Source organism: Leptolyngbya boryana PCC 6306 (genome assembly GCF_000353285.1).
Taxonomy (GTDB): Bacteria; Cyanobacteriota; Cyanobacteriia; order Leptolyngbyales; family Leptolyngbyaceae; genus Leptolyngbya; species Leptolyngbya boryana.
This window is the reverse complement of sequence record NZ_KB731324.1, coordinates 2,796,088-2,819,033: the sequence shown is the minus strand read 5'-3', so window position 1 is coordinate 2,819,033 and position 22,946 is coordinate 2,796,088. Positions and strand designations below refer to the sequence as shown.

19 protein-coding genes are annotated in these 22,946 nt (G+C 46.6%); 11 read left to right on the top strand and 8 right to left on the bottom strand.

Annotated elements, in window-relative coordinates; translation table 11 throughout:
• Positions 1 to 3: 3 nt before the first annotated feature.
• Positions 4 to 693, bottom strand: a complete 690-nt coding sequence (locus tag LEPBO_RS0114160) for a LuxR C-terminal-related transcriptional regulator (RefSeq protein WP_017288239.1) — start codon at positions 691 to 693, stop codon at positions 4 to 6.
• Between the two features lie 24 nt (positions 694 to 717).
• Complete coding sequence (locus LEPBO_RS37085; RefSeq protein WP_017288238.1) at positions 718 to 1,860, bottom strand: sensor histidine kinase; 1,143 nt, start codon at positions 1,858 to 1,860, stop codon at positions 718 to 720.
• 385 nt (positions 1,861 to 2,245) lie between these two features.
• On the opposite strand from LEPBO_RS37085, the gene LEPBO_RS40065 reads away from it, so the two are divergent.
• The 3 genes from LEPBO_RS40065 (at position 2,246) to LEPBO_RS44435 (ending at position 5,078) form a co-directional block, all read left to right on the top strand.
• Positions 2,246 to 2,674, top strand: a complete 429-nt coding sequence (locus tag LEPBO_RS40065; protein ID WP_017288237.1) for a Pvc16 family protein — start codon at positions 2,246 to 2,248, stop codon at positions 2,672 to 2,674.
• Positions 2,675 to 2,805: 131 nt separating this feature from the next.
• Entirely contained in the window at positions 2,806 to 4,794 is a 1,989-nt protein-coding gene (gene htpG, locus LEPBO_RS0114145; protein ID WP_017288236.1) for a molecular chaperone HtpG, read from the top strand.
• A gap of 149 nt (positions 4,795 to 4,943) precedes the next feature.
• Positions 4,944 to 5,078 carry a hypothetical protein gene (locus tag LEPBO_RS44435; protein WP_017288235.1) on the top strand — a complete coding sequence of 45 codons (135 nt, stop codon included), beginning with the start codon at positions 4,944 to 4,946 and terminating at the stop codon, positions 5,076 to 5,078.
• Positions 5,079 to 5,147: 69 nt separating this feature from the next.
• On the opposite strand, the gene LEPBO_RS0114135 is transcribed toward LEPBO_RS44435, so the two are convergent.
• Entirely contained in the window at positions 5,148 to 5,612 is a 465-nt protein-coding gene (locus tag LEPBO_RS0114135) for a DoxX family protein (RefSeq protein WP_017288234.1), read from the bottom strand.
• A 191-nt stretch (positions 5,613 to 5,803) separates the two neighbouring features.
• Here LEPBO_RS0114135 and LEPBO_RS0114130 point away from each other — a divergent pair, with 191 nt between their 5' ends.
• The 5 genes from LEPBO_RS0114130 to LEPBO_RS0114105 all read left to right on the top strand — a co-directional run bounded on the left by LEPBO_RS0114130 (position 5,804) and on the right by LEPBO_RS0114105 (position 12,491).
• Positions 5,804 to 6,154: a DUF1257 domain-containing protein gene (locus LEPBO_RS0114130; RefSeq protein ID WP_017288233.1), complete on the top strand. Its 351-nt coding sequence runs from the start codon at positions 5,804 to 5,806 to the stop codon at positions 6,152 to 6,154.
• A 129-nt stretch (positions 6,155 to 6,283) separates the two neighbouring features.
• Entirely contained in the window at positions 6,284 to 7,102 is an 819-nt protein-coding gene (locus tag LEPBO_RS0114125; RefSeq protein ID WP_017288232.1) for an endonuclease/exonuclease/phosphatase family protein, read from the top strand.
• 10 nt (positions 7,103 to 7,112) lie between these two features.
• A complete protein-coding gene (gene cls / locus LEPBO_RS0114120) occupies positions 7,113 to 8,555 on the top strand; it encodes a cardiolipin synthase (protein WP_017288231.1) in 1,443 nt (480 codons plus the stop codon).
• 377 nt (positions 8,556 to 8,932) lie between these two features.
• Entirely contained in the window at positions 8,933 to 11,254 is a 2,322-nt protein-coding gene (locus LEPBO_RS0114110) for a hypothetical protein (protein ID WP_017288229.1), read from the top strand.
• A 55-nt stretch (positions 11,255 to 11,309) separates the two neighbouring features.
• Entirely contained in the window at positions 11,310 to 12,491 is a 1,182-nt protein-coding gene (locus tag LEPBO_RS0114105) for a hypothetical protein (protein WP_017288228.1), read from the top strand.
• A 119-nt stretch (positions 12,492 to 12,610) separates the two neighbouring features.
• On the opposite strand, the gene LEPBO_RS0114100 is transcribed toward LEPBO_RS0114105, so the two are convergent.
• On the bottom strand, positions 12,611 to 14,023 hold the full coding sequence (locus LEPBO_RS0114100; RefSeq protein WP_017288227.1) for a GTP-binding protein: 1,413 nt from the start codon (positions 14,021 to 14,023) through the stop codon (positions 12,611 to 12,613).
• A gap of 69 nt (positions 14,024 to 14,092) precedes the next feature.
• Between LEPBO_RS0114100 and LEPBO_RS0114095 the strand changes: the two genes are divergently transcribed.
• The gene (locus tag LEPBO_RS0114095; protein WP_017288226.1) at positions 14,093 to 14,473 is read left to right on the top strand and encodes a hypothetical protein; all 381 of its coding nucleotides are present in this window, start codon (positions 14,093 to 14,095) and stop codon (positions 14,471 to 14,473) included.
• On the opposite strand, the gene LEPBO_RS0114090 is transcribed toward LEPBO_RS0114095, so the two are convergent.
• The 3 genes from LEPBO_RS0114090 to LEPBO_RS0114080 all read right to left on the bottom strand — a co-directional run bounded on the left by LEPBO_RS0114090 (position 14,470) and on the right by LEPBO_RS0114080 (position 17,803).
• Complete coding sequence (locus LEPBO_RS0114090) at positions 14,470 to 15,048, bottom strand: Uma2 family endonuclease (RefSeq protein WP_017288225.1); 579 nt, start codon at positions 15,046 to 15,048, stop codon at positions 14,470 to 14,472. The genes LEPBO_RS0114095 and LEPBO_RS0114090 overlap by 4 nt on opposite strands.
• 65 nt (positions 15,049 to 15,113) lie before the next feature.
• Complete coding sequence (locus tag LEPBO_RS0114085; protein ID WP_017288224.1) at positions 15,114 to 15,830, bottom strand: Uma2 family endonuclease; 717 nt, start codon at positions 15,828 to 15,830, stop codon at positions 15,114 to 15,116.
• A gap of 11 nt (positions 15,831 to 15,841) precedes the next feature.
• A complete protein-coding gene (locus tag LEPBO_RS0114080; RefSeq protein WP_026148636.1) occupies positions 15,842 to 17,803 on the bottom strand; it encodes an FAD-dependent oxidoreductase in 1,962 nt (653 codons plus the stop codon).
• A 75-nt stretch (positions 17,804 to 17,878) separates the two neighbouring features.
• Between LEPBO_RS0114080 and LEPBO_RS0114075 the strand changes: the two genes are divergently transcribed.
• Both LEPBO_RS0114075 and LEPBO_RS40060 read left to right on the top strand, forming a co-directional pair.
• Positions 17,879 to 18,709 carry a FecR family protein gene (locus tag LEPBO_RS0114075; RefSeq protein ID WP_017288222.1) on the top strand — a complete coding sequence of 277 codons (831 nt, stop codon included), beginning with the start codon at positions 17,879 to 17,881 and terminating at the stop codon, positions 18,707 to 18,709.
• Positions 18,690 to 20,912 carry a CHASE2 domain-containing protein gene (locus LEPBO_RS40060; RefSeq protein ID WP_017288221.1) on the top strand — a complete coding sequence of 741 codons (2,223 nt, stop codon included), beginning with the start codon at positions 18,690 to 18,692 and terminating at the stop codon, positions 20,910 to 20,912. Before LEPBO_RS0114075 ends, LEPBO_RS40060 begins: the two co-directional genes overlap by 20 nt.
• A 79-nt stretch (positions 20,913 to 20,991) precedes the next feature.
• On the opposite strand, the gene LEPBO_RS0114065 is transcribed toward LEPBO_RS40060, so the two are convergent.
• Positions 20,992 to 22,578: an NAD(P)H-quinone oxidoreductase subunit N gene (locus LEPBO_RS0114065; RefSeq protein WP_017288220.1), complete on the bottom strand. Its 1,587-nt coding sequence runs from the start codon at positions 22,576 to 22,578 to the stop codon at positions 20,992 to 20,994.
• Positions 22,579 to 22,946 lie beyond the last annotated feature (368 nt).

Here is a 22,946-nt window from a genome sequence, read left to right as displayed (position 1 = left end):
GCATCAAGAATAACCGACTAGTCCCATCTTTAACGCTTTAATAATTGCCTGCGTTCGACTTGTCACACCTAATTTATTGAAAATCGCCGTCAAATGCGCCTTCACTGTCGCGACTGAAATATATAAATGGGCTGCAATCTCCTCATTAGAAGCGCCTTGCACCAACCAGTGCAACACCTCTTGCTCGCGCTCCGTCAAGTGTAACTTTACCTTCGCTTCTGAAGCTTGCCCGTTGTAAAACCGGAACGTCTGAAAAAATCGCGTTGCCAATTCTGGAGACAAATAAATCTGATCACTCAAAACCGTCTCGATCGCTTGAAATAACTGCGTCGCCAGATCATCCTTCACGACATAGCCATTTGCGCCAGCCCGCATTGCTCGAAACACCCATTCATCCTCTTGATGACCAGACAAAACGAGAATGCGCGATCGTAGATCTAGCTTTGCTAACTCCATCAAGGTCGCAATCCCATCTCCGGTTGCTAGCTCCATATCCAGCAGAATGAGCATAGGGTGCTGCTCCATTGCCAGTTGCACCGCTTGCTGTGAAGAAGCTGCTTCACCCACTACTGTAAATCGTTGATCATTCGTCGTGTTATAGAACTGAAGCAAGGTTTGTAGACCCTGACGGAACCGAGCATCATCATCGACAAGCAGAACAGAGGTTTGCTGAATAGTGGCAGGAGTGGACATAGTGAACTCGTAAAAATGGAACCGTTAGATCGCAGGCACGATCGATAATTTGGGGCTATATCGAGGCAGCGCCACCGAAAACTTCGCGCCGCCTTCTGGTAAATTGCCTGCCCATAGGCGACCATTATGCGCGTGAATGATCTTTTGAGCGATCGAAAGTCCTAATCCTGTTCCACCCGGACGACGAGAATAAAACGGAGTACAGAGATTTTCGACATCACTCTCAGACAAACCCACACCGTGATCGGAGATTTCGATCACGATTTCCTGGTCGGTCACTTCCCAGTGGCAATCAATCTGACTAGAGATAGGGCTGAAATGAATCGCATTGGAAATCAAGTTATCCAACACCTGCTTAAATTGCCAGGCATCGACATCGATCAGCATCAGCGATCGCGAATAGTTCACAGTAATGTCCTTCTCAGTCAGCCAAGGCTGCAACTGTTTGAGACTTTCCGTGATCAGTTCACTCAAATTGTGTTCCGCAATTCGCAGCGGTTTTTGTTTGACGGTCAATTGCTTCAGATGACGGCTGATATCCTGAATCGATGCCTGAATTGATTCGAGATGCGATCTGGAGTGCTGTTCAGAAACAGTCGTCAGTAGCATCTCAGTATAAATTTGAACTAGCGCGATCGGACTTTTCACCTGATGCTCAATGTGGTTGTTTTTTTGCTCTAACTGTTGGTACGACTGGCGTTGTGTATAAAGTTCGCGCACCATTGAGAGATGATGGCTCAACAGATTTGCGCAGTTTTCTATCAATCTTTTCTGCTTTGCCGTAAGAAGTTTGGGGGTTCCAAGCAACAGGTATTCCGGTTTGGTGGGACTAATCGGGCAAGCATAGAATCGAGGTTTTGATTTTGTAAAAACTTTAATCAATCGCCCGATCGAATTTTTGATCCACCAAGTTTCGGATGCCAAAAATGCTTGAGCCTCCGTATCTAACACTGACCAAAATTCGCGACCATAAAGCAAACACTGACGTTTTGAATGCTCTGGAGAATGAAAAACTAAACGAATGCCGAGATCTGGAAATTGAGACAAAATCTGCTCAATTTGCAACCGACAAAACGCTTGAATTGGATTCTCAGCAACTGTGGAAGGCTCGACCGTATGGGATACGATCGCAGAGGGAAACCGCTTAAATGAATGGACAGCTTGCATAACACCACAAGAATCCGAAGTTAGGGAAACACGACAAAATATCTTAAAAAGTGCGTGCTTTTTGCTTGTAATCCAATACGATCGGTTACAAGTTAAGCACATTGATAAAGAACCATACTTTTGTATAACCCAGAGTCCGAAAAGTCCTCAAAATTCCCACGGATTCTAATAAATATCTCAGTAATTTCCCGGAGGGAGGCAATTTATTTAACACCTATTTTGTAAAGACCTAATTTCGCATCGGTACTCTATACGGTGCTAATTGCCATCTTTTGCCCGCTACATCTCGGTTTTCATCGTTTCTATTGACTCAGTTCGACTTACGGCTAACGATCTCTTCTCTGTGATCGTCATAAACTGTCCCCTTTAATCGCTACATACGATAATGATTCCTGCCATTTCTAAAGCGCTAGCAAATGTGCTGGCGATCGAGACTTCTCTGAATGAAGTTGAACGGGTTGATTTTAATCCACCGTCTCAGTCGTTGATGGGCAAGGCGGCTCTCAATATCTACTGCTACAACTATTGCTGCGCTGAGAAAAAGCCGACGCTTCCAGAAGTCGCTTTAGCTTTCGTCATCAGCGCTTGGGATACGCCTGCTTGGGGTGACCAGCCATTATTATCAGAAGCTTTATCTTCGCTCAAAAAACATCGACAGCTTGAGCCAAAATTTTTATCCCCAGAACTAGAAGACTATCAAGCCTTATCGATCGAGGTGAATGCAATTCCAGCGATCGAGCCTGTGGTGTTGTGGGAGTCATTGGGATTACCGATGCGTCCGGCGTTGTATGTGACGGTGAAGGTTCCGACGTAGATCATCCCCCACCTCCCCACTCCCCACTTTCCGCAGGTGGGGAAACCCGCACTTAGCAAAATAGAGACGCAGGGCACAATCATCACGCACAATAAATGCGTTGCCTATAAACAGAATTTCTCCTTAAGCCTATGACCACCATCCTAGAGCAGGGGAATATCTCAATTCATACTGAGAATATTTTCCCGATTATCAAAAAATGGCTGTATTCAGACCATGAGATCTTCTTGCGTGAACTGGTTTCAAACGCGGTCGATGCGCTGCAAAAACTGAGCATGGTGTCTCGCTCTGGTGAGTTTTCAGGCGAACTAGGCGAGTCGGAAATTGTCATTACGATCGACAAAGCAAACAAATCCCTCGCCATCTCGGATACCGGCATTGGGATGACGGCAGACGAGATTAAAAAATATATCAACCAAGTCGCATTCTCTAGCGCAGAAGAGTTTGTGCAAAAGTACCAGGCAAGCAGCGATCAGCAAATCATTGGTCACTTTGGATTGGGATTCTATTCGTCCTTCATGGTGGCGAAGCAGGTTGAAATTGATACCCTGTCTTACAAAGAAGGGTCACAAGCGGTCAATTGGATCTGTGATGGTTCGACTGAGTTCAAATTGTCGGCATCTGAGCGATCGACTCGTGGGACAACGGTAAAACTTCACCTCCAAGAAGAAGAACTAGAATACTTAGAGCCTTACAGAATTCGCCAACTGATCAAGACGTACTGCGATTTCTTGCCCTTCCCGATTAAGCTAGAAACCCTAGCATCTGAAGGACAGGAAGCAACTGCACCTGAGCAAATTAACCGCCAAAAAGCACCTTGGAAAGAGTCACCTAGCAATCTCACCAAGGAAGATTATCTAGAGTTTTATCGCTACCTCTATCCGTTCCAAGATGAGCCGCTGTTGTGGGTGCATTTGAATACGGATTATCCCTTTGTCGTCAACGGCATTCTCTACTTCCCCAAACTCAAGCCCGATGTCGATGTCAGCAAGGGGCAGATCAAACTCTTCTGCAATCAGGTTTTCGTCAGCGACAACTGCGAAGAAGTTGTGCCACGATTCTTACTCCCACTGCAAGGGGTGATCGATAGCGTTGATATTCCATTGAACGTTTCGCGAAGTTTCTTGCAAAGCGATCGCACCGTCCGCCGGATTGCAGATTACATCGCGAAGAAAGTCGGCGATCGCTTAAAAGAACTCTACCGAGACGATCGAGAAGCTTATATCCGAAGCTGGCAAGACCTCGGAACCTTTGTAAAATTCGGCTCGCTGAACGATGACAAGTTCAAAAAGCAAGTCGAAGAGATTTTGATCTATCGCACGACTGCGGATTTGAGCAAGCCGAAAGTTGAAGTCGAAACTTCAGAAGGCGATGTCTGGCAAGAGGCAAGTAATACGATCGACGGCAAGACTTACACCACCTTGCAAGAATACCTGGAACGCAACAAAGAGCGTCATGAGAATCGAGTCTTCTACTGCACCGATGAAGTGACTCAAGCAACGTATGTGCAGTTGCATACGAGCCAAGGTTTAGAAGTGTTGTTCATGGATTCATTCATCGACAGCCACTTTGTCAGCTTCTTAGAACGAGAGTACTCCCATATCAAGTTCTCACGAGTCGATGCCGAACTCGATGACACACTGATCGACAAAGACAAAGCAGAAGACATCGTTGACCCCAATACCAATCAAACACGGGGAGAACAGATCAAAGACCTGTTCCTCAAGGCATTAGGCAAGCCAAAATTGACGATTCGCACCGAGGCACTCAAAGGCGATAATGCGGCACCTCCGGCGATCGTCTTACTGCCTGAACAACTGCGCAGAATGCAAGAAATGAATGCACTCTTGCAGCAACAAGCAATGCAGTTTCCAGAAGAGCATATTCTGCTCGTCAATACAGCGCATCCAATGATTCAAAACTTAATGAATTTGAGTCAAGGCGCAATTGTTACCGGATCTGCTGCTTCTCCGTCGGCTGAGCTTGCCGATATGATTTGTCATCATGTCTATGACTTAGCCCTGATGGCGCAGAAAGGCTTTGATGCCGATGGGATGAAAGCCTTTGTTGAGCGATCGAACCAGGTGCTCACGAAATTGACCGAACGCGCCTTAAATTAGCCTTAAATTGCCCGCGCTACCACTCACGGTAGCGCGGGCAGCTTGCAAAGAATTGTGAATTGTAAACAAATATTTCAATAAATCAGTCTTTTGATGAAACTTCAGGCGTGGTTCGCTACGCTCTTAGATAGATAAGGAGGATTAACAAAATGACCACTGTGCCAGACAGCATTAGCTTGGTTGATTTATCAAGATTGTGGATTCAGAAAGCACTCGAAGAGATTGCTGCACAAAACGAAACCGATCAACCGGAATGCGTTGAGCAAGAAACAGAAGAGGAATAAAGTTTTGACTACGAAAGCAATGGTCTAGATCATATGATCTAGACCATTATTTTGTGATTTTTTACAGTATTACTGCTTGTTAAAGATTTTTACTAAGAAATGGTCGATCGAGAGATTTCCACCTCCCCCTGCTGCTAGAGCCAGATAGCAAAGCGAATAAACCGAAGCCGTTTCTAACGGGGGAATCTGAAACCCGCTATCCTTCAGGTGAAAGTAAACCGCGATCAGCATGGTGAAGAGTAGAGACAATGCGCTGAATCGAGTCAGCAACCCAGCGATTAAGAAAATAGAAGCGACGATTTCGGTATAAGCCGCTAAGTAAGTAAAAAAGGTTGGAAACGGTAATCCAATCACATTAATCACATGTTCAATAAAGCCTGGCACATCGGCTAATTTACTAAACCCGTTGTGAATCATTAATGACCCAACCACAACGCGAACTACAAGCCAAGCTGCTTGGAAGATTGGATTTGGGCTGAGGTCAGATTGCAGAATCGTTGAAATGAGCGATCGCTGAGAAGGGGCAACAGTCATTTTTTTCTCCAAAATGCGCTTTGAATCTTATGGAAACTGTAATTGAAATTGTTACATAACTCAATTTAACTACTCATTTTCTACGGAAAGCCTGACCTAAGATGAGAAATGCAGCCTTTGGATAGACGGTCGCAGCTAAGGGTGCTTGCTACCGTAGATGCAATTACTCATTTAAAGCAAGGTATATAGCTATGTCGCACTTTAGTACACTCCGCAGCAAGATTACGGATGCAGAATTGCTCAAGTCTTCTTTGCGCGATTTGGGTTTCACAGTTGAAACAAATGCAGAAGTCCGAGGCATGGGATGTCAGCGTGTTCATGCAGACATCGTTGCAGTCTTGGATGGCAGCTACGATATCGGTTGGATTCATAATGAAGATGGAACGTTTAGCATTGTGGCAGATCTCTGGGGTGTCGCCAGAAAGCATAACCTTGCAGAATTGATGACTTCAGTGAATCAGAAGTACGCAGTGCAGCAAACGTTGAATCAGGTGAAGCGTCCTGGATTACAAAATGCCAATGTGCAAGTGATGGTACGGTAAGGCGTGCTAGCCAAATCGTCTAGACCTCCGAGTTTCCCGTAAGCTTGGAGGTCTAGTGATGCAGAAAACCACGATCGTTTGAAAAGTATCTTAAGATAGGGTTCAAATGGTTGCATCTGGAATCAAATCATGGCGAAGTTAGGTTCTGAAATATTTACAACTCCCTTCAAAACGCTACTTCCGCCTTACCGATTTATTCCGACGGACGAAACGATTCTGCATCGACCGCACCAGCCCTCTCCGCTCAATGAGAAAGCCATTCGGGTGTTGAATTGGAATATTGCGAAAAATAATCACGATCGCAGTTGGCAAAAAGATTTTGATTGGATCGTCGATCGCTATCAGCCGGATCTAATTTTTCTTCAAGAAGTTCAGCTTTGCACCGAACTCAAGCATTTTGAACTCGCTGAACTCGGTTGGAGCTTTGCGCCGAATTTTATTGATACGTATCGAAACATCTATGCAGGCGTTTTGACGGCTTCTCGGGCTTCTTGTGTGACTCGTAAGGCAGTGATCACAGAACATGCTGAACCCGTTTCTAATACGCCTAAAGTGTCCTTAGTGACTGAGCACCCTTTTGCACAAGGAACCCTACTGACGATCAATTCGCACTTAATTAATTTTGTTGAGCTAGATAAATTCAAAACGCAATTAGTTGAATTAGAAACTGCGATCGCAGATCACGATGGAGCGATCATCTTTTCAGGGGATTTTAATACGTGGAATCGATCGCGCTGGCAATTATTAGATAAGATGACGCGCAGGCTAGGGCTATCACGAGCGAAATTTTCAGAAGCAGATACACAAAACATCAAACGATTTTTAATGTCTCCTCCGTTAGATCACATTTTCTACCGAGGGCTGCATCAGAATTATTTACAGGCGCGGGTGCTCGATCAGATTCAGTCGTCTGATCATAAGCCGATGCTGGTCGAGTTCCATTTGTAAACCAAAATCTATGCTGAGCGTTGGCAGTTCGGTTCAGATTTTTAGCATTCTCACGATCGTCGTACACCTATTGGGAATTGTGAATGCGGCTCATGCGGTGATGAATGTACGATCGTCACGCGGAGCAGTCGCTTGGAGCATCTCACTGCTGACGATTCCGTGGCTTGCGATTCCGTTGTATTGGATCTTGGGACGGAATCGGTTTTATGGTTATGCAGAAGCGTTGCAAGCGGCATACATTGAGCATAATGCTCAGGCAAAAGAAGCCTATCAAGAAATTCTAGAATGCAAAGCAGAATTACCTCCAGAGTTTTCTCCTTTGCAAGAGCTAGCAGACTCATTAACCACCATTCCATTTACAACGGGGAATTTTGCTGAATTGCTGGTGAATGGGAAAGAAACATTTACAGCAATGCTAACGGCAATACAAAATGCAACAGACTATATCCTGATTCAAACTTATACCTTAGACGATGATCAGATTGGGAATGAATTCTGTAAAGCGTTGATTCATAAATCAATGCAAGGTGTGCGAGTTTACTTGCTTTATGACGGAATTGGCACGCGAGGATTAGCACGATCGTATCTGCGATCGCTGCGGCAAGCAGGCGTTCGAGTTAATACATTTAAGAGTACGAAAGGACGCGGAAATCGCTGGCAAATCAACTTTAGAAATCATCGCAAAATTTTGATTGTGGATGGTGCGATCGGGTTTGTGGGTGGACTGAATATTGCAGATGAATATTTAGGATATAAACCGCCGCTGAGTCCTTGGCGAGATACGCATGTGAGAGTGCAAGGAACCTCTGTGAAATGCTTACAAGGCAGCTTCTTAGGCGATTGGTTTTGGGCAACTCGCAGGCTTCCGCAAGTTCAGTGGAATGTTGATCCAAAACCAGAATTTGATCAAGTGGCATTGGTTTTGCCCACGGGACCTGCTGATCAGGTTCCGGCTTGTACGTTGTTTTTTGTCAATGCCATTAATCAAGCAAAGCAACGGCTCTGGATTGCAAGTCCTTACTTTGTGCCAGATGATTCGATCGCGACGGCTCTCAAACTTGCAGCCATTCGGGGAGTCGATGTGCGAATCTTACTACCTAATCGTCCTGATCATTACATGGTCTACTTTTGTGCATTTTCTTACTACATGGAAATGCAGACGGCTGGCGTGAGAATTTACCGCTATCAGCCTGGATTTATGCATCAAAAAGTAATTTTGATTGATGATGCGATCGCGGGAGTCGGAACTGTGAATTTAGATAATCGATCGTTTCAATTGAATTTTGAAGTGACGTTATTTGTAATTCATCAGGCATTTGTGGAAGCAGTTGAAGCAATGTTGCAGGATGATTTACAGCTTTGTTATTTAGTAACCCCTTCGGATTATCAGCAACAATCCCTGTGGCTGAAGTTGGTTGCACGGATTGCACGACTGTTTGCGCCAATTTTATAGATTGATTCGGCGTTGGTGCATGAATAGCAAAAGCGACTATTTCGGGGGTGAAGGAAGCCGAGATTACGATTCAACTCGATAGCTATCAGGTTTGGCAATCTCGATCATGCGGATGCGATCCTGACAAACTTTCGGTTTTTTCAAAAAATTTTCAGTCTCCTTGCATATGTTCTGACTTTCCATCGTGTAACTCATCACAAGCTTAAATGCTTGACACACGTTACACAACGCAGGAAACACAATCATGCACATTGACCGCGCGTTTTTATTTCAATCATTCCTAGGTCGATTAGGCGCAAAGGGCAACGAACAACAATTCGCTTGATCGACTCGGACAATCTTTCAGTACAACCCAATCAACACCTTAGAGGTGAACTATGCGATGGCTCATCAATGGGAGCATCGGATTTTTGGTGTGGTTGAGTTGGGGAATTCCAGCCTGTTTTGCAAACTCAGAAGTTCAATCCGTGCCCAACTTAATAACACAGATGAACTCACAAGCCTCTCCTCAACCTTCATCTCCCCTGAAACGACTTTCCCAACCACTCAAACCTGAACAATTTTCTAGCAAGCCAACTGTACTTACAGTCCGTTCAACTGAAGAAATACGGCTCAAGCTAGCTCATCTTCCTACAACAAACGAAGGTACACTGTCCGTTTTTCTAAATCAAGTTGATGTCACATCTCAAGTTGCCATTACGGGCAATGAGCTGGTTTATCGATCGCGATTATTGCCCCTCACACCTGGTGAGCACACTCTCACTGTCTATATGGTTAAGAGTGCAGAACAGTGGATCGTTTTAGAGACTTTTGTACTCAAAGTAGATCCGACCACAGCACAAACGCCTCAATCGTCGAATCAATCATCTTCTACCCCGCAACCTGTAACACCGAATTCCGATCCATCCCGCCCCGCCAATTCATCGCCTGAAACACCAAAAACTCCAGAACAACCCACATCTGAGACTCCAAAGCCTACTACTACCCGCGCCGAAGATCTCAAATTCACTCCGAAGCTGAACGTCAACTTCAAATCTCAAGTCGCTGAAGCCCGCACGCCGGATGCAGGCAGATCGGAGCGTCCAACTTTTGCTGATTTGGCGTTGACAGGTGGATTCGCCGCTCAGTATCAGAGAGATAACTTTAATGTTCAAGCGAACTTTAATCTCGCAGGTAGCACCAATCTGCAAGAGGCATTGCGCTTTAACACCTTAAAAGAAGCTGCACCCCAAATCGATTTGAGTGATTACTTGCTCGATGTGAAAGTGGGAAATGCACAGGTTTCTGTTGGACATCAATGTTATGGAAATCATCCCTTTCTCTTAGACAATCTCTGCTCGCGTGGCTTAAGCAGTAAGATTCAAATCAGTAAGCGGGTCAATTTGTCGATCGCTCATATCAGCACCACGAGTGTAGTGGGCTTTGACAATTTCTTAGGCATAGAGCACCAAAACAATACCCTGACAGCCGCAACGCTCGGTATGCAACTGCTCGATAATCCCGCAGGCGGAGTTCGATTAGAAACGACCTTTATGCGGGGGTCTCGTCAACCGATTGAGAACTTTAATGTTGGTGAAGTAGTCGATGCAGAAAAAAGCCAAGGATTCGGGGTGCGGTTGTTTGGCACAGATCCCTCTGGTCGGTTGAAACTTGATGCAGGCTATGTCCGCAGTCGCTTTACAAATCCGACGGCTGATCCACAATTGGTTGATAATCTAACTGTGGCGAGAGTGCAGCCTGTGACCCGCAGTGCTTGGTTTGTTGAGACAAGCTATGATTTGCTCAAAAAGGTCAAACTGGATGCCACTCGCACCCTAGATTTGTCATTTAACTTTCGGCATGAGCGGCTTGATCCACAGTTTGGCACAGTCGGAGCAAGTGTGACGGTTGATCAACTCCGAACTCGCTTCGGGGTCAATGCTGCGATCGCAGGAGCCACCATTCAATTTCAAACCGATCAGTCCGAAGACAATCTAGCAAATATCGCGACTATTCTAAAAACCAAAACTCAAAACCGTTCTCTAACTATCAATGCGCCCTTACAAACGATCTTAAACAGCAGCAATCAGTTATTACCAACCTTAACTTACAGCTTTCAACGCACTCATCAGTTTGGAGCAAATCAGCCAGTTGAGGCTCTATCTGGGTTTGATCCCTCGGAAATTCCTGATCAACTCACCACAAGCCATAAATTTGGGACAGCTTGGTCGATCGACAATTTCAGCCTTAGCTATCAATACTCGAATACTTTTCAAGACAATCGCCAACCTACGCGAGAGTTGGCAGACTTTAGCACGATGAATCACCAAGTCTCGATCGCTTGGCAAGTGAATCCACGATTGAATCTTGCCTTGGGCTACAATTTCACAAGCGCAAAAAGCTTTGAGCAAGGCATTACTCGCTTTACGAGTAGCCCAACGCTTAGTATCAGTTGGGTGATGTTTCCGAATTTAACGCTCGCATTCAATTACAACCGTACCGATGAGACAGATTCGCTGAATCAAAAAATCACACGCGCCACGAATTTGGAAGCCTTACTCACTTGGCAATTTCAGATGCATAGCTTGGGTCGAGAGATTCCAGCAAGTGCATTTATCCGTTATGGGGCACAATCTACGATCGCACATGACCCTCTATTCAATGTGGATACGAATGCCACGATTCAGACGGTCAGTGCAGGATTAAATTTTAGTTTTTAACAATGGAATCAGTGGAGAGGTAATGAAACTAAAACTGAAATTATTGAGCATATTCATGGGTTCAGCTATCTTTGGATTGTTGATGAGGATGCCCACTGCCGAAGCCGTGATTGTCAGCCCGAAAGGGGTGAATGTTCGTACCTTCGGAGCAACTACGGTGTTTCTCACGTTTGTGGGGCTAAACAATCAAACTCCGGCGGAAGGGCTGTGGTGCGGTGCGATTAATGCCGATCAATCTTGTGTGCCTGGGACAATCTTCGGTCAGCTTCCAGCCCGTAGTAATCGCTCCCGGTTAAGCGGATCGAACAACTATACCGATATCATGACCATTCCGCCTTCGGTCGCTCGACGAGCCTATCAAGACGCGATTCGAGGGAATTCGTCGCAGTTTTTCTATGTCCGACGGTTTGTGAGCAGGACGGGCGCTCCGGATGAATTTGTTGCTGTCACTTGCCGACTTGCAGGAGGCGGGGCACGGGTTCCGCTCGCGCTAACTGAGGTGCGCTTAGCATTTGAAGATGGTCAGCCAGTGCCAGCGATCGCGACTGGAGAAACTTTGCCCCGATTTGGGGCTGAAATCTCCTACAACGGCACTGGACGACTAAAAGGACGATGGGAAGTTGTGTTACCAGGTGATCCTCTGCCGAGTGAGCGAGATCGGCTTACCGAAGCAACGCTGCCGATCGAAGAACGTCCGTTGCAACGTCGCTACACGACCCTTCAGCGCTTTGATATGTTTGTTCCGCCCACAGGACGAGTGTTCATCCCAGGGCCTAGTCCAAATACCTTACCCAAAGGTTCTACCGGGCTGCATTTCATTTTGCTGAGGATTGAGGCGACAGACGATCGTGAAGGCAATTCAGATACGGGGATTGGAGTTGTAAATTCTGGCGGAGTTGCTGGATTTCCCCTGCCAGTGCTCCGCTACTTCGTAACCAACGATAAGCGCCCATTGAACTTAGTACAGCCAAACGATGGAGCGAGACTATCGGTTCAACAATCAATTCAATTTAAATGGCAGGGAGTGGATGGAGCATATAGTTACAAGCTAGAGGTTAGACAGGGTGAGGTTGTGGTACTCTCTGCTCTGCTAGGAGCAAATCAAATGAGCTATACTGCTCCACCTTGGTTGAAGGAGAAAATAAAGCAGCGGTTACAGTGGAAAGTGCAAGCACTGAAGGAAGATGGGACTACGATCGTAGAATCAACCGCGAATGAATTCCAGATTCAGCCTTGAAATGTGCTTAGAAGCGATCGACTTTTGTTGCTTTGGCTATTCATCCAACAAAGCCGATTGATTCAGAATTTCTCAAATCACAACAGCCAATTCTTAATCTATTCGCCTCAGTGTTCGAGCTAAAGCAATTCCTGACGCAATCGATAAATAATCGTCTTCGCATCTACCTGATCGAGAATTTCTCGAATCACAGTATTTGCTCCCTGCGCTCCCCAAGTACAGCCATTTTCTAAATAAATCTGCGCCGCTCGTCCCACAGAATACGAGCCATATCCAGCAATGCCAGCCTGCACGATCGCAGTTCCCGCCAAAGCCGAAAAGCCAGCGCTGCCATCGACTCCAGTTGCCAAAGCCGCTGCACTTTTTCCCATTCCTAGTAAAATTCCACTACCAATTTCACCGAGTAGCAAACTCCCTGAACTCACCCAAATTGTGTTCAGCAGTTTCCCTGCTTCATGGCGCGTCATTGGCAATCCATACAAATTCGCCAACGCTTGAATCATAGCCAGATCGGATGCCACTCCACCGATCAGATCAAGAAATGCGATCGGGTTCAACGCAATCGCGATCGCTTTATAGCGCGTAAACTTCCAAATCAAAGCCTCCGCTTCCACGTCTCGCAACTCCATGACTTTCGTTGCAATCTCAGTTTCAGCGGTTCTCGCCTGAGTCAAAGCATTCAAAGCTAACAGCGATCGACCTTCTCGATTCAGAATCGTTAAAATCTTTGCTTTTAATTCTTCAATCTGCGGCGGGGGCGATTCCCACTCGTAGCTGACCCGGCCATCCGGATATTCCACCCGCATTTGTAACGGCGCAGGTTCAGCCGCAACCATGACAATTTCATCCGCCGTCAACAGATGCTCTAAGCGATCGCTACTATTGCTGCGAATGCCTAAATTTTGCAAATTTCGATAGATCTCTTCTCGTGATTGATCCGGATACAGATCGACTTTGTTAAATACTAAAATCAATGGCTTTTGAGCCTGCCGCAAATCACAAAGCGCCTTGTATTCTGTCCGAGTGATATCGCCAGAAATTACAAATAAAATTAAATCCGCCTGCCGAGCCACCGTCTGCGCCATGTCGGCTCGCGCCTGTCCATCAATCTCATCTAATCCTGGCGTATCAATCAATTCAATCTGAATCTTGCTGGAAGACTCCGGCACGATCGCTTGATCCTCCGCCACAAATCCGCCCTTCGGCGACCAGGTGACGAGCCTCGGCTGTTGCGTGACTCCATTCAACGGACCCGTTTCAAAAATTTTCTCGCCAATCAGCGCGTTCAAAATCGCCGATTTACCGCGACTGACTAAGCCAAACACAGCAATTCTCAGCACAAAGCGATCAAGCTTACTTAAATTCGTCGAAATTGTCTCAAGTTCAGCCTTGAGCGCGGTTTGGAGAGCGGGATTTTTGGTCGATCGTAAAAACTGGGAATAATTCGTGAGCGCCTGACGCAAACTTGCCCGCGCTCGATTGAGGTGGGTTTCTTGAGGATTCGGACGCGATTTAGGAGAGGCTTGACTCAAAGCAAATTAGACCAACGGCATCTACAATCTATTCTCATCCAAATTTGTAAAAATCGGGTCTAGAAGTTTATGGAAGCATGGCAATTAGAAGCAATCCGCAAGCTTGAATTAGAGTACGGAACCGTTCCGCCTCCTTGGGTTGTCTTCAACGAACATCCGTATAGTCTCTGCTGGCGGATGGGCGGTGGAGAAGCACATATCGAGGTGTGGTCAGACTGGTGGGAAGCAAAAGATTACTCTGAAGCTGAGAAGATTGAGTACTTTCGCCCGTGGAAACCGCCTGCTAGCTGGCTGGAATGGATGATCGACGCGATTTGGGAGCCTGCTGATACGGATGAAGAGGAGCTTGCAAATTTTGCGCGAGCAGAGGCGCTTGGGTTTGGCAGTAAGGCAGAGTTCGATCGAGCAATCAGCGATCCAAAATGGTTGGAGTCAGACGAAGTTTTTTAGCGCTTCAGTGCCGCTCGAAATTCCCGAACAGCATCATACTGGTCATAGTAAGTCATGTAGCGGCAGAAAAGCTCAATCGGGAAATCTGGCAAAAGTTGGCTCTGCGTTATTTTTTCATAACGATCGCGAAGGTGATAGATTTCAAGCGTTCCATCTTCCCAAAACCAAACTTCCGAGACTCCCAATCGACGATAAACTTCTAGCTTATTCACACCTCCACTTGTAACGGTGATTTCAACCACTAAATCAGGTTGGGGCTTCTTATATTCCAAGTTATAAGCTTCATCTGGCTCATTTCTGGCTTTGATCGCTTCTGTGCCCATCGTCGCGCTGCCCCGACCATAAAAGCGAATCCCAAAGACTTCAAAGTAAGTTTCTAACAGTCGTCGAAACAGCACCTTAAAGTCTTCGTGTTCTTCACTAACAGGCATAACCTCAACAGTTCCATCCAGATAAATCAATTTGATACCAGCAATATCTTCGAGAGAGCGATCGAGTTCCTCAAACTGCTTCCAGGTCAGATGATGAATGACTTTTGCGGGTCTGGGTTGAGAAGTCGATGAAGTGGCAACCATGAGTAGAGTAAAGAGAACCTTTTCAACGTTGTCTTAATTCTGCGATCGATAAAGCGATCGACGTTTTACAGAAAAACCTGAAATGCCAAAGTAAATCCTGGGACGACATCTTCTCCACTCAAGGTTGCTGATTCGGGGTATTGTGTCACCGAACCATCTGCACGATAGACAAAAGCCGTTTTGTTTTTACAATCGATCAGCCAACCTAAGCGCACGCCGTTTTCGATATATTCCTGCATTTTTGCTTTTAATTCTGTGAGTGAATCGCTTTTCGATCGAATCTCAATCACAAAATCAGGTGCGACAGCAATAAATTGATCTTCTTGTTGTCGCCAATTTTGGGGCAATCGATCTTTTGCAACAAACGCAGCATCGGGAGATCTTACCGCAGTGTTTGATAAGCGAAAGCCAGTCGTCGGCCCAAAAACTTCACCTAAATCATTTCGCTCAACATAAACTAAAAGATACGCACCAGCTTTTGCTTCTCGATTTCCTGAAAGTCCGCCCGTTGGAGGCATTGTCACCACACTCCCGTCTGCATTCCGCTCGAATCGCAGTTCAGGATTTTTGGAACTCATTTGCATCAGTTCTTCGTCGGTAATCTCAATGAATGCAGGATGTACCATGAGCCTGTCCAGAATGCGACGGTATTCCTGAACTATAGCAGAGAAATTATTCGGAGTTCGATCGCTGAAATGCAAGTGAATTTTATCGATCGGCTTTCCGAGTTGAAGGATTTGTGAAAATGCACGATCGCTGAATCTCTCAGTGCGATCGCACATTTTCGATATCCCTACTTCCAGTTCTGCCAATTCGTATTCAAAATCGTCGTACCTGGAAAAGCAGTCGGATTATTATTTTCATTCAGTCGCTTTTGCAATTTCTCCAAATTTGGACTTGGATTTGGTAAATTCTCAACCAATTGATACGGAGCAATTCCCGTTTCGAGTGAGAATGCTGCCGTCGTTCCCGCTGCTGCCCCCGCAGACCATTCGATCGAATGCACTCGATACGCCGATGCCGCAATATGACTCATCGCAATGCTTTTCCCAGTCACAATCAAATTATCGATCTTCTGGGGAATCATCGCTCGGAGTGGAATCTGAAATGGAAACGTTTCACCTGCACCTTGTCGCTCTCCAGGACGCTCCTGATTTCCAGGTTTTTCAGGTGGGGATTCAACCATACAAGGATGAAAATCGAGCGGATAATGTCCAATCCCAACACTATCAGGATAGATGTGCGATCGACCTCTTGATTTCACCGTTTGCGGCTCAACTTGTCCTCGAATCACGGCAATCGTCCGCAATCCAGCGATCGAGACTGACAAATTCCGAAACGTCTCAGGATCAAGATTTTCCGTGTAAAAGCGATCGCTGAAATCTTTGCGCGATACCGTTACTTCATCCATGAAGAAGCCGTTCGGATAGCCATAAGTCGGTCGTCCAACAATTCGACGCGCTTCTCGCATGTAAGGATACTTTGACAATCCATGCACAGTTCCCATCGGCGAATCCAATCCCGTCAAGTAACGCAGATTCGGGACAGGCTTCTTAATCGGTTGTTTCGCATCCGTTGTTCCCGAATGGAACCAGTGAAAAAAGCCGATCGCTTGTTCTTCACCACCCTGCAATCCACTGACCCGAAACCCGCCCATCCAGTCTGCAAGCTGTCCAGTCGATTGCAATTGCTCACGCGACAGCAAATAGTTATCTAAACTTGTTCCAGGCGCATAGTCATTGCCCCAGTTCCAATTCTGCATGGAAATATCACCCGGATTGACCACGCGACTTCCCGCTTTTGGATCGACACTCCGAATTCGGCGATAAGTAAAAACTAGCTCAGGAGCTTCTGCATAGCGCTGATCGTTAAAGCTATAAGACTGAGCATAGCGAGGGTAGAAATCAGGAGGCGTCACAGATTGAGGAGTTGCCGTCGCTTCCATTGCAAAGGTGTAAGTATAGCCCTGGGGGCAGTAGGCATAATCCGTTTCGCTCGATGACGAAGGATTGCGATACGATCGCGCATCCAGTCCTAACCGATAAGGAACATCCGTCAGGGCAACTAGCTCTCCCGTCTCGGTCGCATCTAGTACGTACCAGCGACCCGATTTTGGTGGAACGAAGCGAATGATTTTTTTCTGAAACAGTTGCGAATTTTGTTCGGTATAGCTATCGAGAATTGTTTGAGACAGAGGATAGGTATTGAGAGGCGGAGCATTCGGAGCAGGACTGTGTTGAATCGCACGAATCGATCGAATTTCAGAGCCTTCGATACTCAGAGATTTTGCAACGGTATTTGGGAAAAAGTAGAGTTTTCCTTTGCCTTCTTTTTCTGCTTCTTTTAGCAGCGATCGTAGAATTTCATCGCCTTCTTTGGGCATAAAGCACACCAAGCTCACCCAACAGGCACCTGGATTTTTGCCTTGATTTTCCGCCAAAATGCGCTTGCGAAATTCAGCGTAACCGCGTGGAAAAAGTAATCGCGATCGCTGAGTCGGTTTCTCATCTAAAGCGGAAGTTCCCTGTGACGAGACTTGTCCGCCGATCCAGTCGGTAATTTCGGTCATGCAGACTGTTCGTCCCGCTTTCAACGCTTCGTAGCTCGCTGCCACTCCCGCTAGTCCTCCACCGACGATCGCGACTTCGCAATTTACTTCTTGATCGATCGAGCGTGAAGTCGCAGCCTCTACTCGGAACATTGAAAATAGTGCTATGACACTCGCTCCAATTCCCAACCGTAAGAATAATTTCATATCTAAAGCTTTTCAGATGTAATTTTAACTGAACTAAACTAGGCGACATTTACAAAATATGCAAGAATCTTTTTCATGAAATTCATCCTTTTTCCTTGCATTCTCTCCACTCTCTTAATTCCAACCATCGCTACTGCCCAACCTGTGAATGTGCGGGTTGAGCGATGGTTAGCCATTCAGCAAATTTCAGGAACCGTTAACTACAATCGTGCGTCTGCAACTAGGGCGGCAAGAGTAGGCGATCGCTTAGAAACCGTTGGCGATGGGGTTACGACCGGCACTCGATCAGCAGCTTCGCTCCTATTCGATACGGGAGTGGGTGTGCTTAATATGCTAGAGAACACAAATTTGAGAGTTCGGCGCATGGACAGAACTGCGGATGATGGACGCATTACCCATTTAGATGTGACTCGGGGACAAGTTCGCCTCAAGTTGCGGCGATTTACTAGTCCCAACTCCGAAGTAGAAATTCGGACTCCTGCAGGTATCAGTGGGGTTCGAGGAACAGACTTTGGCGTAGTTGTACAGCCCGACGGCAAGACTGGGGTTGCAACACTTGAAGGCGCGGTGATGACTTCAGCACAAGGCTCAGAAGTCTCCGTTCCTGCTGGCTTTCAGAATTTCACGATTCCAGGAGAGCCTCCTTCTGCGGCAGTTCCGCTTCGCGATGATCCGAGTTTGAAAGCGAACTTTGTGAAAACGATCGATCGAGGAATTCGTAAGGTTCAACTGGTTGGTCAAGTTGATCCTGTCAATGTCGTCACCGTTGATGGACAGCCCCAATCGACCGATCGCAATGGACAGTTTACGACCGCTGAAGTTTTTGCGCGCTCATTTTTGCGGATCAATGTAACGGTGACTACTCCATTGGGAAAAACTCAATCCTATGAACTGGCGCTCCGATGAGGTGAGATGGCGTTTTCTTCCAGGTGCGATCGCCACCATTCTGATGGCAAGCTTGTTTCATTTCGGTCTACTCAGCCCCCTCGAACAGATTGGATATTCGACGCTATTTCAATTGCGAGGAGAACGAAAATGGGACGATCGCTTAGTTTTAATCAAAATTGATGAGCCAAGCATCAAACAATTCGGACAATTTCCTTGGAAAAGAAGCCGTTATGCTGATTTGCTCGATCGTCTCACTCAAGCTGATGCGAGTATCATCGCGTTCGATGTTTTATTTTCAGAGTCGAGTCCAGATGATGCCGCCTTTGCCCAAGCGATGCTGAAATCGAAGCGAGTCGTACTCGCTCAAGCCGAAGATGAATCTGGACAGCCGCTCTTGCCGATTCCAGAACTGAGAGATGCAGCCGTCGCAAGTGGTCATATTCGCATCTGGGCAGATACGGATGGCATGACCCGAGCTATCCAACCCCAAATCAATGGGACTTTAGCATTTGGGATTGCGACAGTCATGTCGTATTCGATGATGCAAGCCGCGATCGCGATGCCTGATCTCAGTCACCCGATTTGGCTCAATTGGGTAGGACGTGCTGATCAGATCCAACAATATTCCTTCGCAAGCGTCGTCCAAGGTGATGTTCCAGATTCAGCCTTTCGAGACAAAATCGTGATCGTGGGAATGACGGCGATTGGAATGGATGCGACTCCCACTCCGTTCAATCGCTATCCGCTTGCTAGTGGAGTCCATTTGCAAGCAACGTTGATCGATAACGTTCTGCAAGGCAATCCGGTACACTCGATGCGTCATCCGGTGATTACGCTCTTAATTTTTGCGATCGGCGGAGTTGGATTTAGCATTCTCTTAAGCTTTTACCGAACTGGCATACAGGTGGCGATCGCAGGTTTTGCGATCGCGGGTTGGATTGGGGGCAGTGTCACCGCACTGCAAGCGAATTACTTACTGCCCGTTGCGCTACCGATTGGGTTAGTGGTCAGTAGTACCATTGCGACTGCCTTGATCGAGCGATCGCGCATGAATGCTGCTCTCAGACAGCAAGTTGATCAACTTCAGCAACGCTATCAGACGACAGTTGTGACTCGTCCCGTTCCCGAAGCGACTTCTATTCGTGAGATTACTCAACTCACGACGCTAGCCGACCAACTGGGACAAGCACAATTGACTCAACAGGCAATCACACATAGTTTAGCGATCGGGCTAATTGCAGCCGATTTAAGGGGGCAAGTTTGGTTTTGTAATGAGATCGCGACTTCGCTGCTCCATGTCGAGATTGATCAAGCACTCGAAGCGATTTTGGTTCCAGAATGGCTGTGTTTGGAGCAGTGGCAGCAAGTTTTAGCGCAACCACATACTGTTTTCGTCGAAAAGTTTTATCAGCAAAAGTGGTTTCGTTTACAAGTTGAACCGCTGAGTGTGCAGACCGATGGTGTTTTAGTCTCGCTAGAAGACATCACCATTCGCAAAGCGATCGAACTCAATCTAGGCGATCAAATTCAAGAACTCAATCAACTCAGTGAACTGAAAGATGAATTTTTGAGCACAGTCTCTCACGAGTTGCGCACCCCGCTCACGAATATGAAAATGGCAATTCAATTGCTCAAGATCGCGAGCACTGAAACCCAGAAAGAGCATTATCTGCAAATTTTAGAAAACGAATGTAATCGAGAATCAGATTTAGTCAATGGTTTATTAGATTTGCAGCGAATCGAGTCTGGGCAGCAGCCCTTGCAATCCACATCGATCGAACTTCAAACCTGGCTACCGACGCTGCTAGAGCCGTTTTATCGGCGCACAGAAACCCGACAGCAAGAGTTCAATGTGATTATTGATCCTAGTCTTCCGATATTGAATTGCGATCGAGCTGCTGTAGAAAGAGTTCTCGTTGAATTGATCAATAACGCCTGCAAATACACACCTCCAAATGAACAGATTGTTGTCAGCGCGGAGTGGATTGCACCCTGGATTGAATTTCGAGTCGAGAATTCTGGCATTGAGATTCCTGATGAAGCGATCGATAAAATCTTCGAGCGATTTTATCGGGTTCCCAATGCTGATCCTTGGAAACAGGGCGGGTCAGGCTTAGGGCTGGCATTAGTGAGATGCTTAGTTGAATCGTTGCAAGGCAAGATCGAACTAAAGTCTGAACCGAATTGGACAATTTTTATTGTCAGATTTAAAAGCGAGTGAAGCCGAGATTCAAAGCAGTCATAAAAAATCGCCTGATCAGTGTGTCGATCAGGCGAACCGCGTTAAATCACAAGTCGGTCTAACTGTGAATTTCCGGTTGCGGCAATTCAGCGGTTTTCTGCTCGACTCCCTGCGCGATCGGGCGTGTTTTGGTCAACGCCTGCTGCAACATTGGTGTTTTGGTAACTGAATCATTTGCCAACGTAAACAGCGGATTCGAGAGAATTCCAGCGATCGAAGTTGCCACCAAAGTCAGAATCAATCCAACCTGCAACGGACGCAATCCAGGCAGATTCCAAGCGATCGGCGGATAATTCTTCACCGCTTCTGACATTTCTTGTGGCTCTTTGACGACCATCATCTTCACCACTCGAATGTAGTAGTAAATCGAGATGACACTGGTGACCAAGCCCAAAATCACCAGCGGATAAGCTCCGGCCTGCCAACCTGCCCAGAACAAGTACAACTTCCCAAAGAAGCCAGCTAAGGGTGGAATCCCACCGAGCGACAGCAGACAGATGCTCAACGCCAAGGTCAAGAGCGGATCTTTCTGATACAAGCCCGAGTACTCACTGATCTGGTCTGTGCCCGTGCGGAGCGAGAACAGAATGATGCAAGTAAACGCACCCAAGTTCATGAACAGATAAATCATCAAGTAGAAGATCATGCTGGCGTATCCGGCATCCGAGCCGATCACTAACCCGATCATCACAAATCCAGCTTGACCGATCGACGAATATGCTAACAGGCGTTTCATACTCGTCTGTGCCAAGGCAACGACGTTTCCAAGCACCATACTCAGAATCGCGAGCGTCGTCATCACCAAATGCCACTGCTCGGTCACTTGAGGGAATGCAGTGACTAATAACCGAATCGCCAACGCAAATCCAGCCGCCTTCGATCCAACCGATAGAAAAGCAACAACGGGCGTGGGCGATCCTTCATATACGTCAGGCGTCCATTGGTGGAATGGAACTGCCGCAATTTTGAATGCGATCCCCGCGATCGCAAATACCAACGCAATCACTAACCCAATCGAGTTATCCAATCCAGCGAGTGAAATCTTTTCCGCGATCGTCGATAATTTTGTTTCGCCGCCGGACAATCCATACAGCAGCGACGCGCCGTATAGGAAAATCGCCGAACTCGACGCACCAATTAATAAATATTTCAGCGCAGCTTCATTCGATCGCGGATCGCGCTTTGTATACCCCGTCAGCAAATAAGACGCGATACTGAGCGTTTCCAACGAAACATAAACTGCCACAAATTCATCCGACCCAGCCAGAAACATACCGCCCACCGTTGCGGTCAGCAGAATTGTAATAAACTCTGCCAGAGCCGTTCCAGACTGCTCGACATAGCGAACGGACATCAGAATCGTCACTGCCGCCGAAAGTGCGACAATTCCCCGAAACACGATACTGAGGGCATCGCTATTAAATTCGCCAATAAATCCGATCGGGTTCGGACTATCCCAGAGGGTAAACAGCGCACCTGTCGCCGTCAATAAGCCACCCACCGCGACATAGGGTGTCCATTTTGCGGAATTTTGTCGTCCCACAATGAGATCACCCACCATCACAGTGAGTAACGTTACGATCACAATCAGTTCTGGCAGGATCGTTCCGGCATTCAGTTGAGCCGCAAGAGAAGCAAAATCCATAGCACGGAGTCCGTATGAGCAGGAATTAACAAAAATTTATGCTAGTCGCACTTTTATTTGAAGCAAACGAATACTTCACCTGTTAGGGATTTTAACGTGGGATGCAACTTGGTTTTCGTCAAATCCGAGTTCTTTGCCCAAAGCCGCAATTGGGATCACGAGATCCATCTATCAACTTTGGTCTATATTGATCGTGCAACCCTCTGAAGAAAGACTTAATCCATCAGAAAAGATGGACGATTGCGAACGAATAGTCTACAGTCTAAAACTTAGGTGTTTGCTCCCCGAACTTTAGCCAGTCTTCTGAATCTTGATTATTTATATAGTGAATCAATTTGTGCAGTTGGGTATGGTTATAAGTTAGAAGC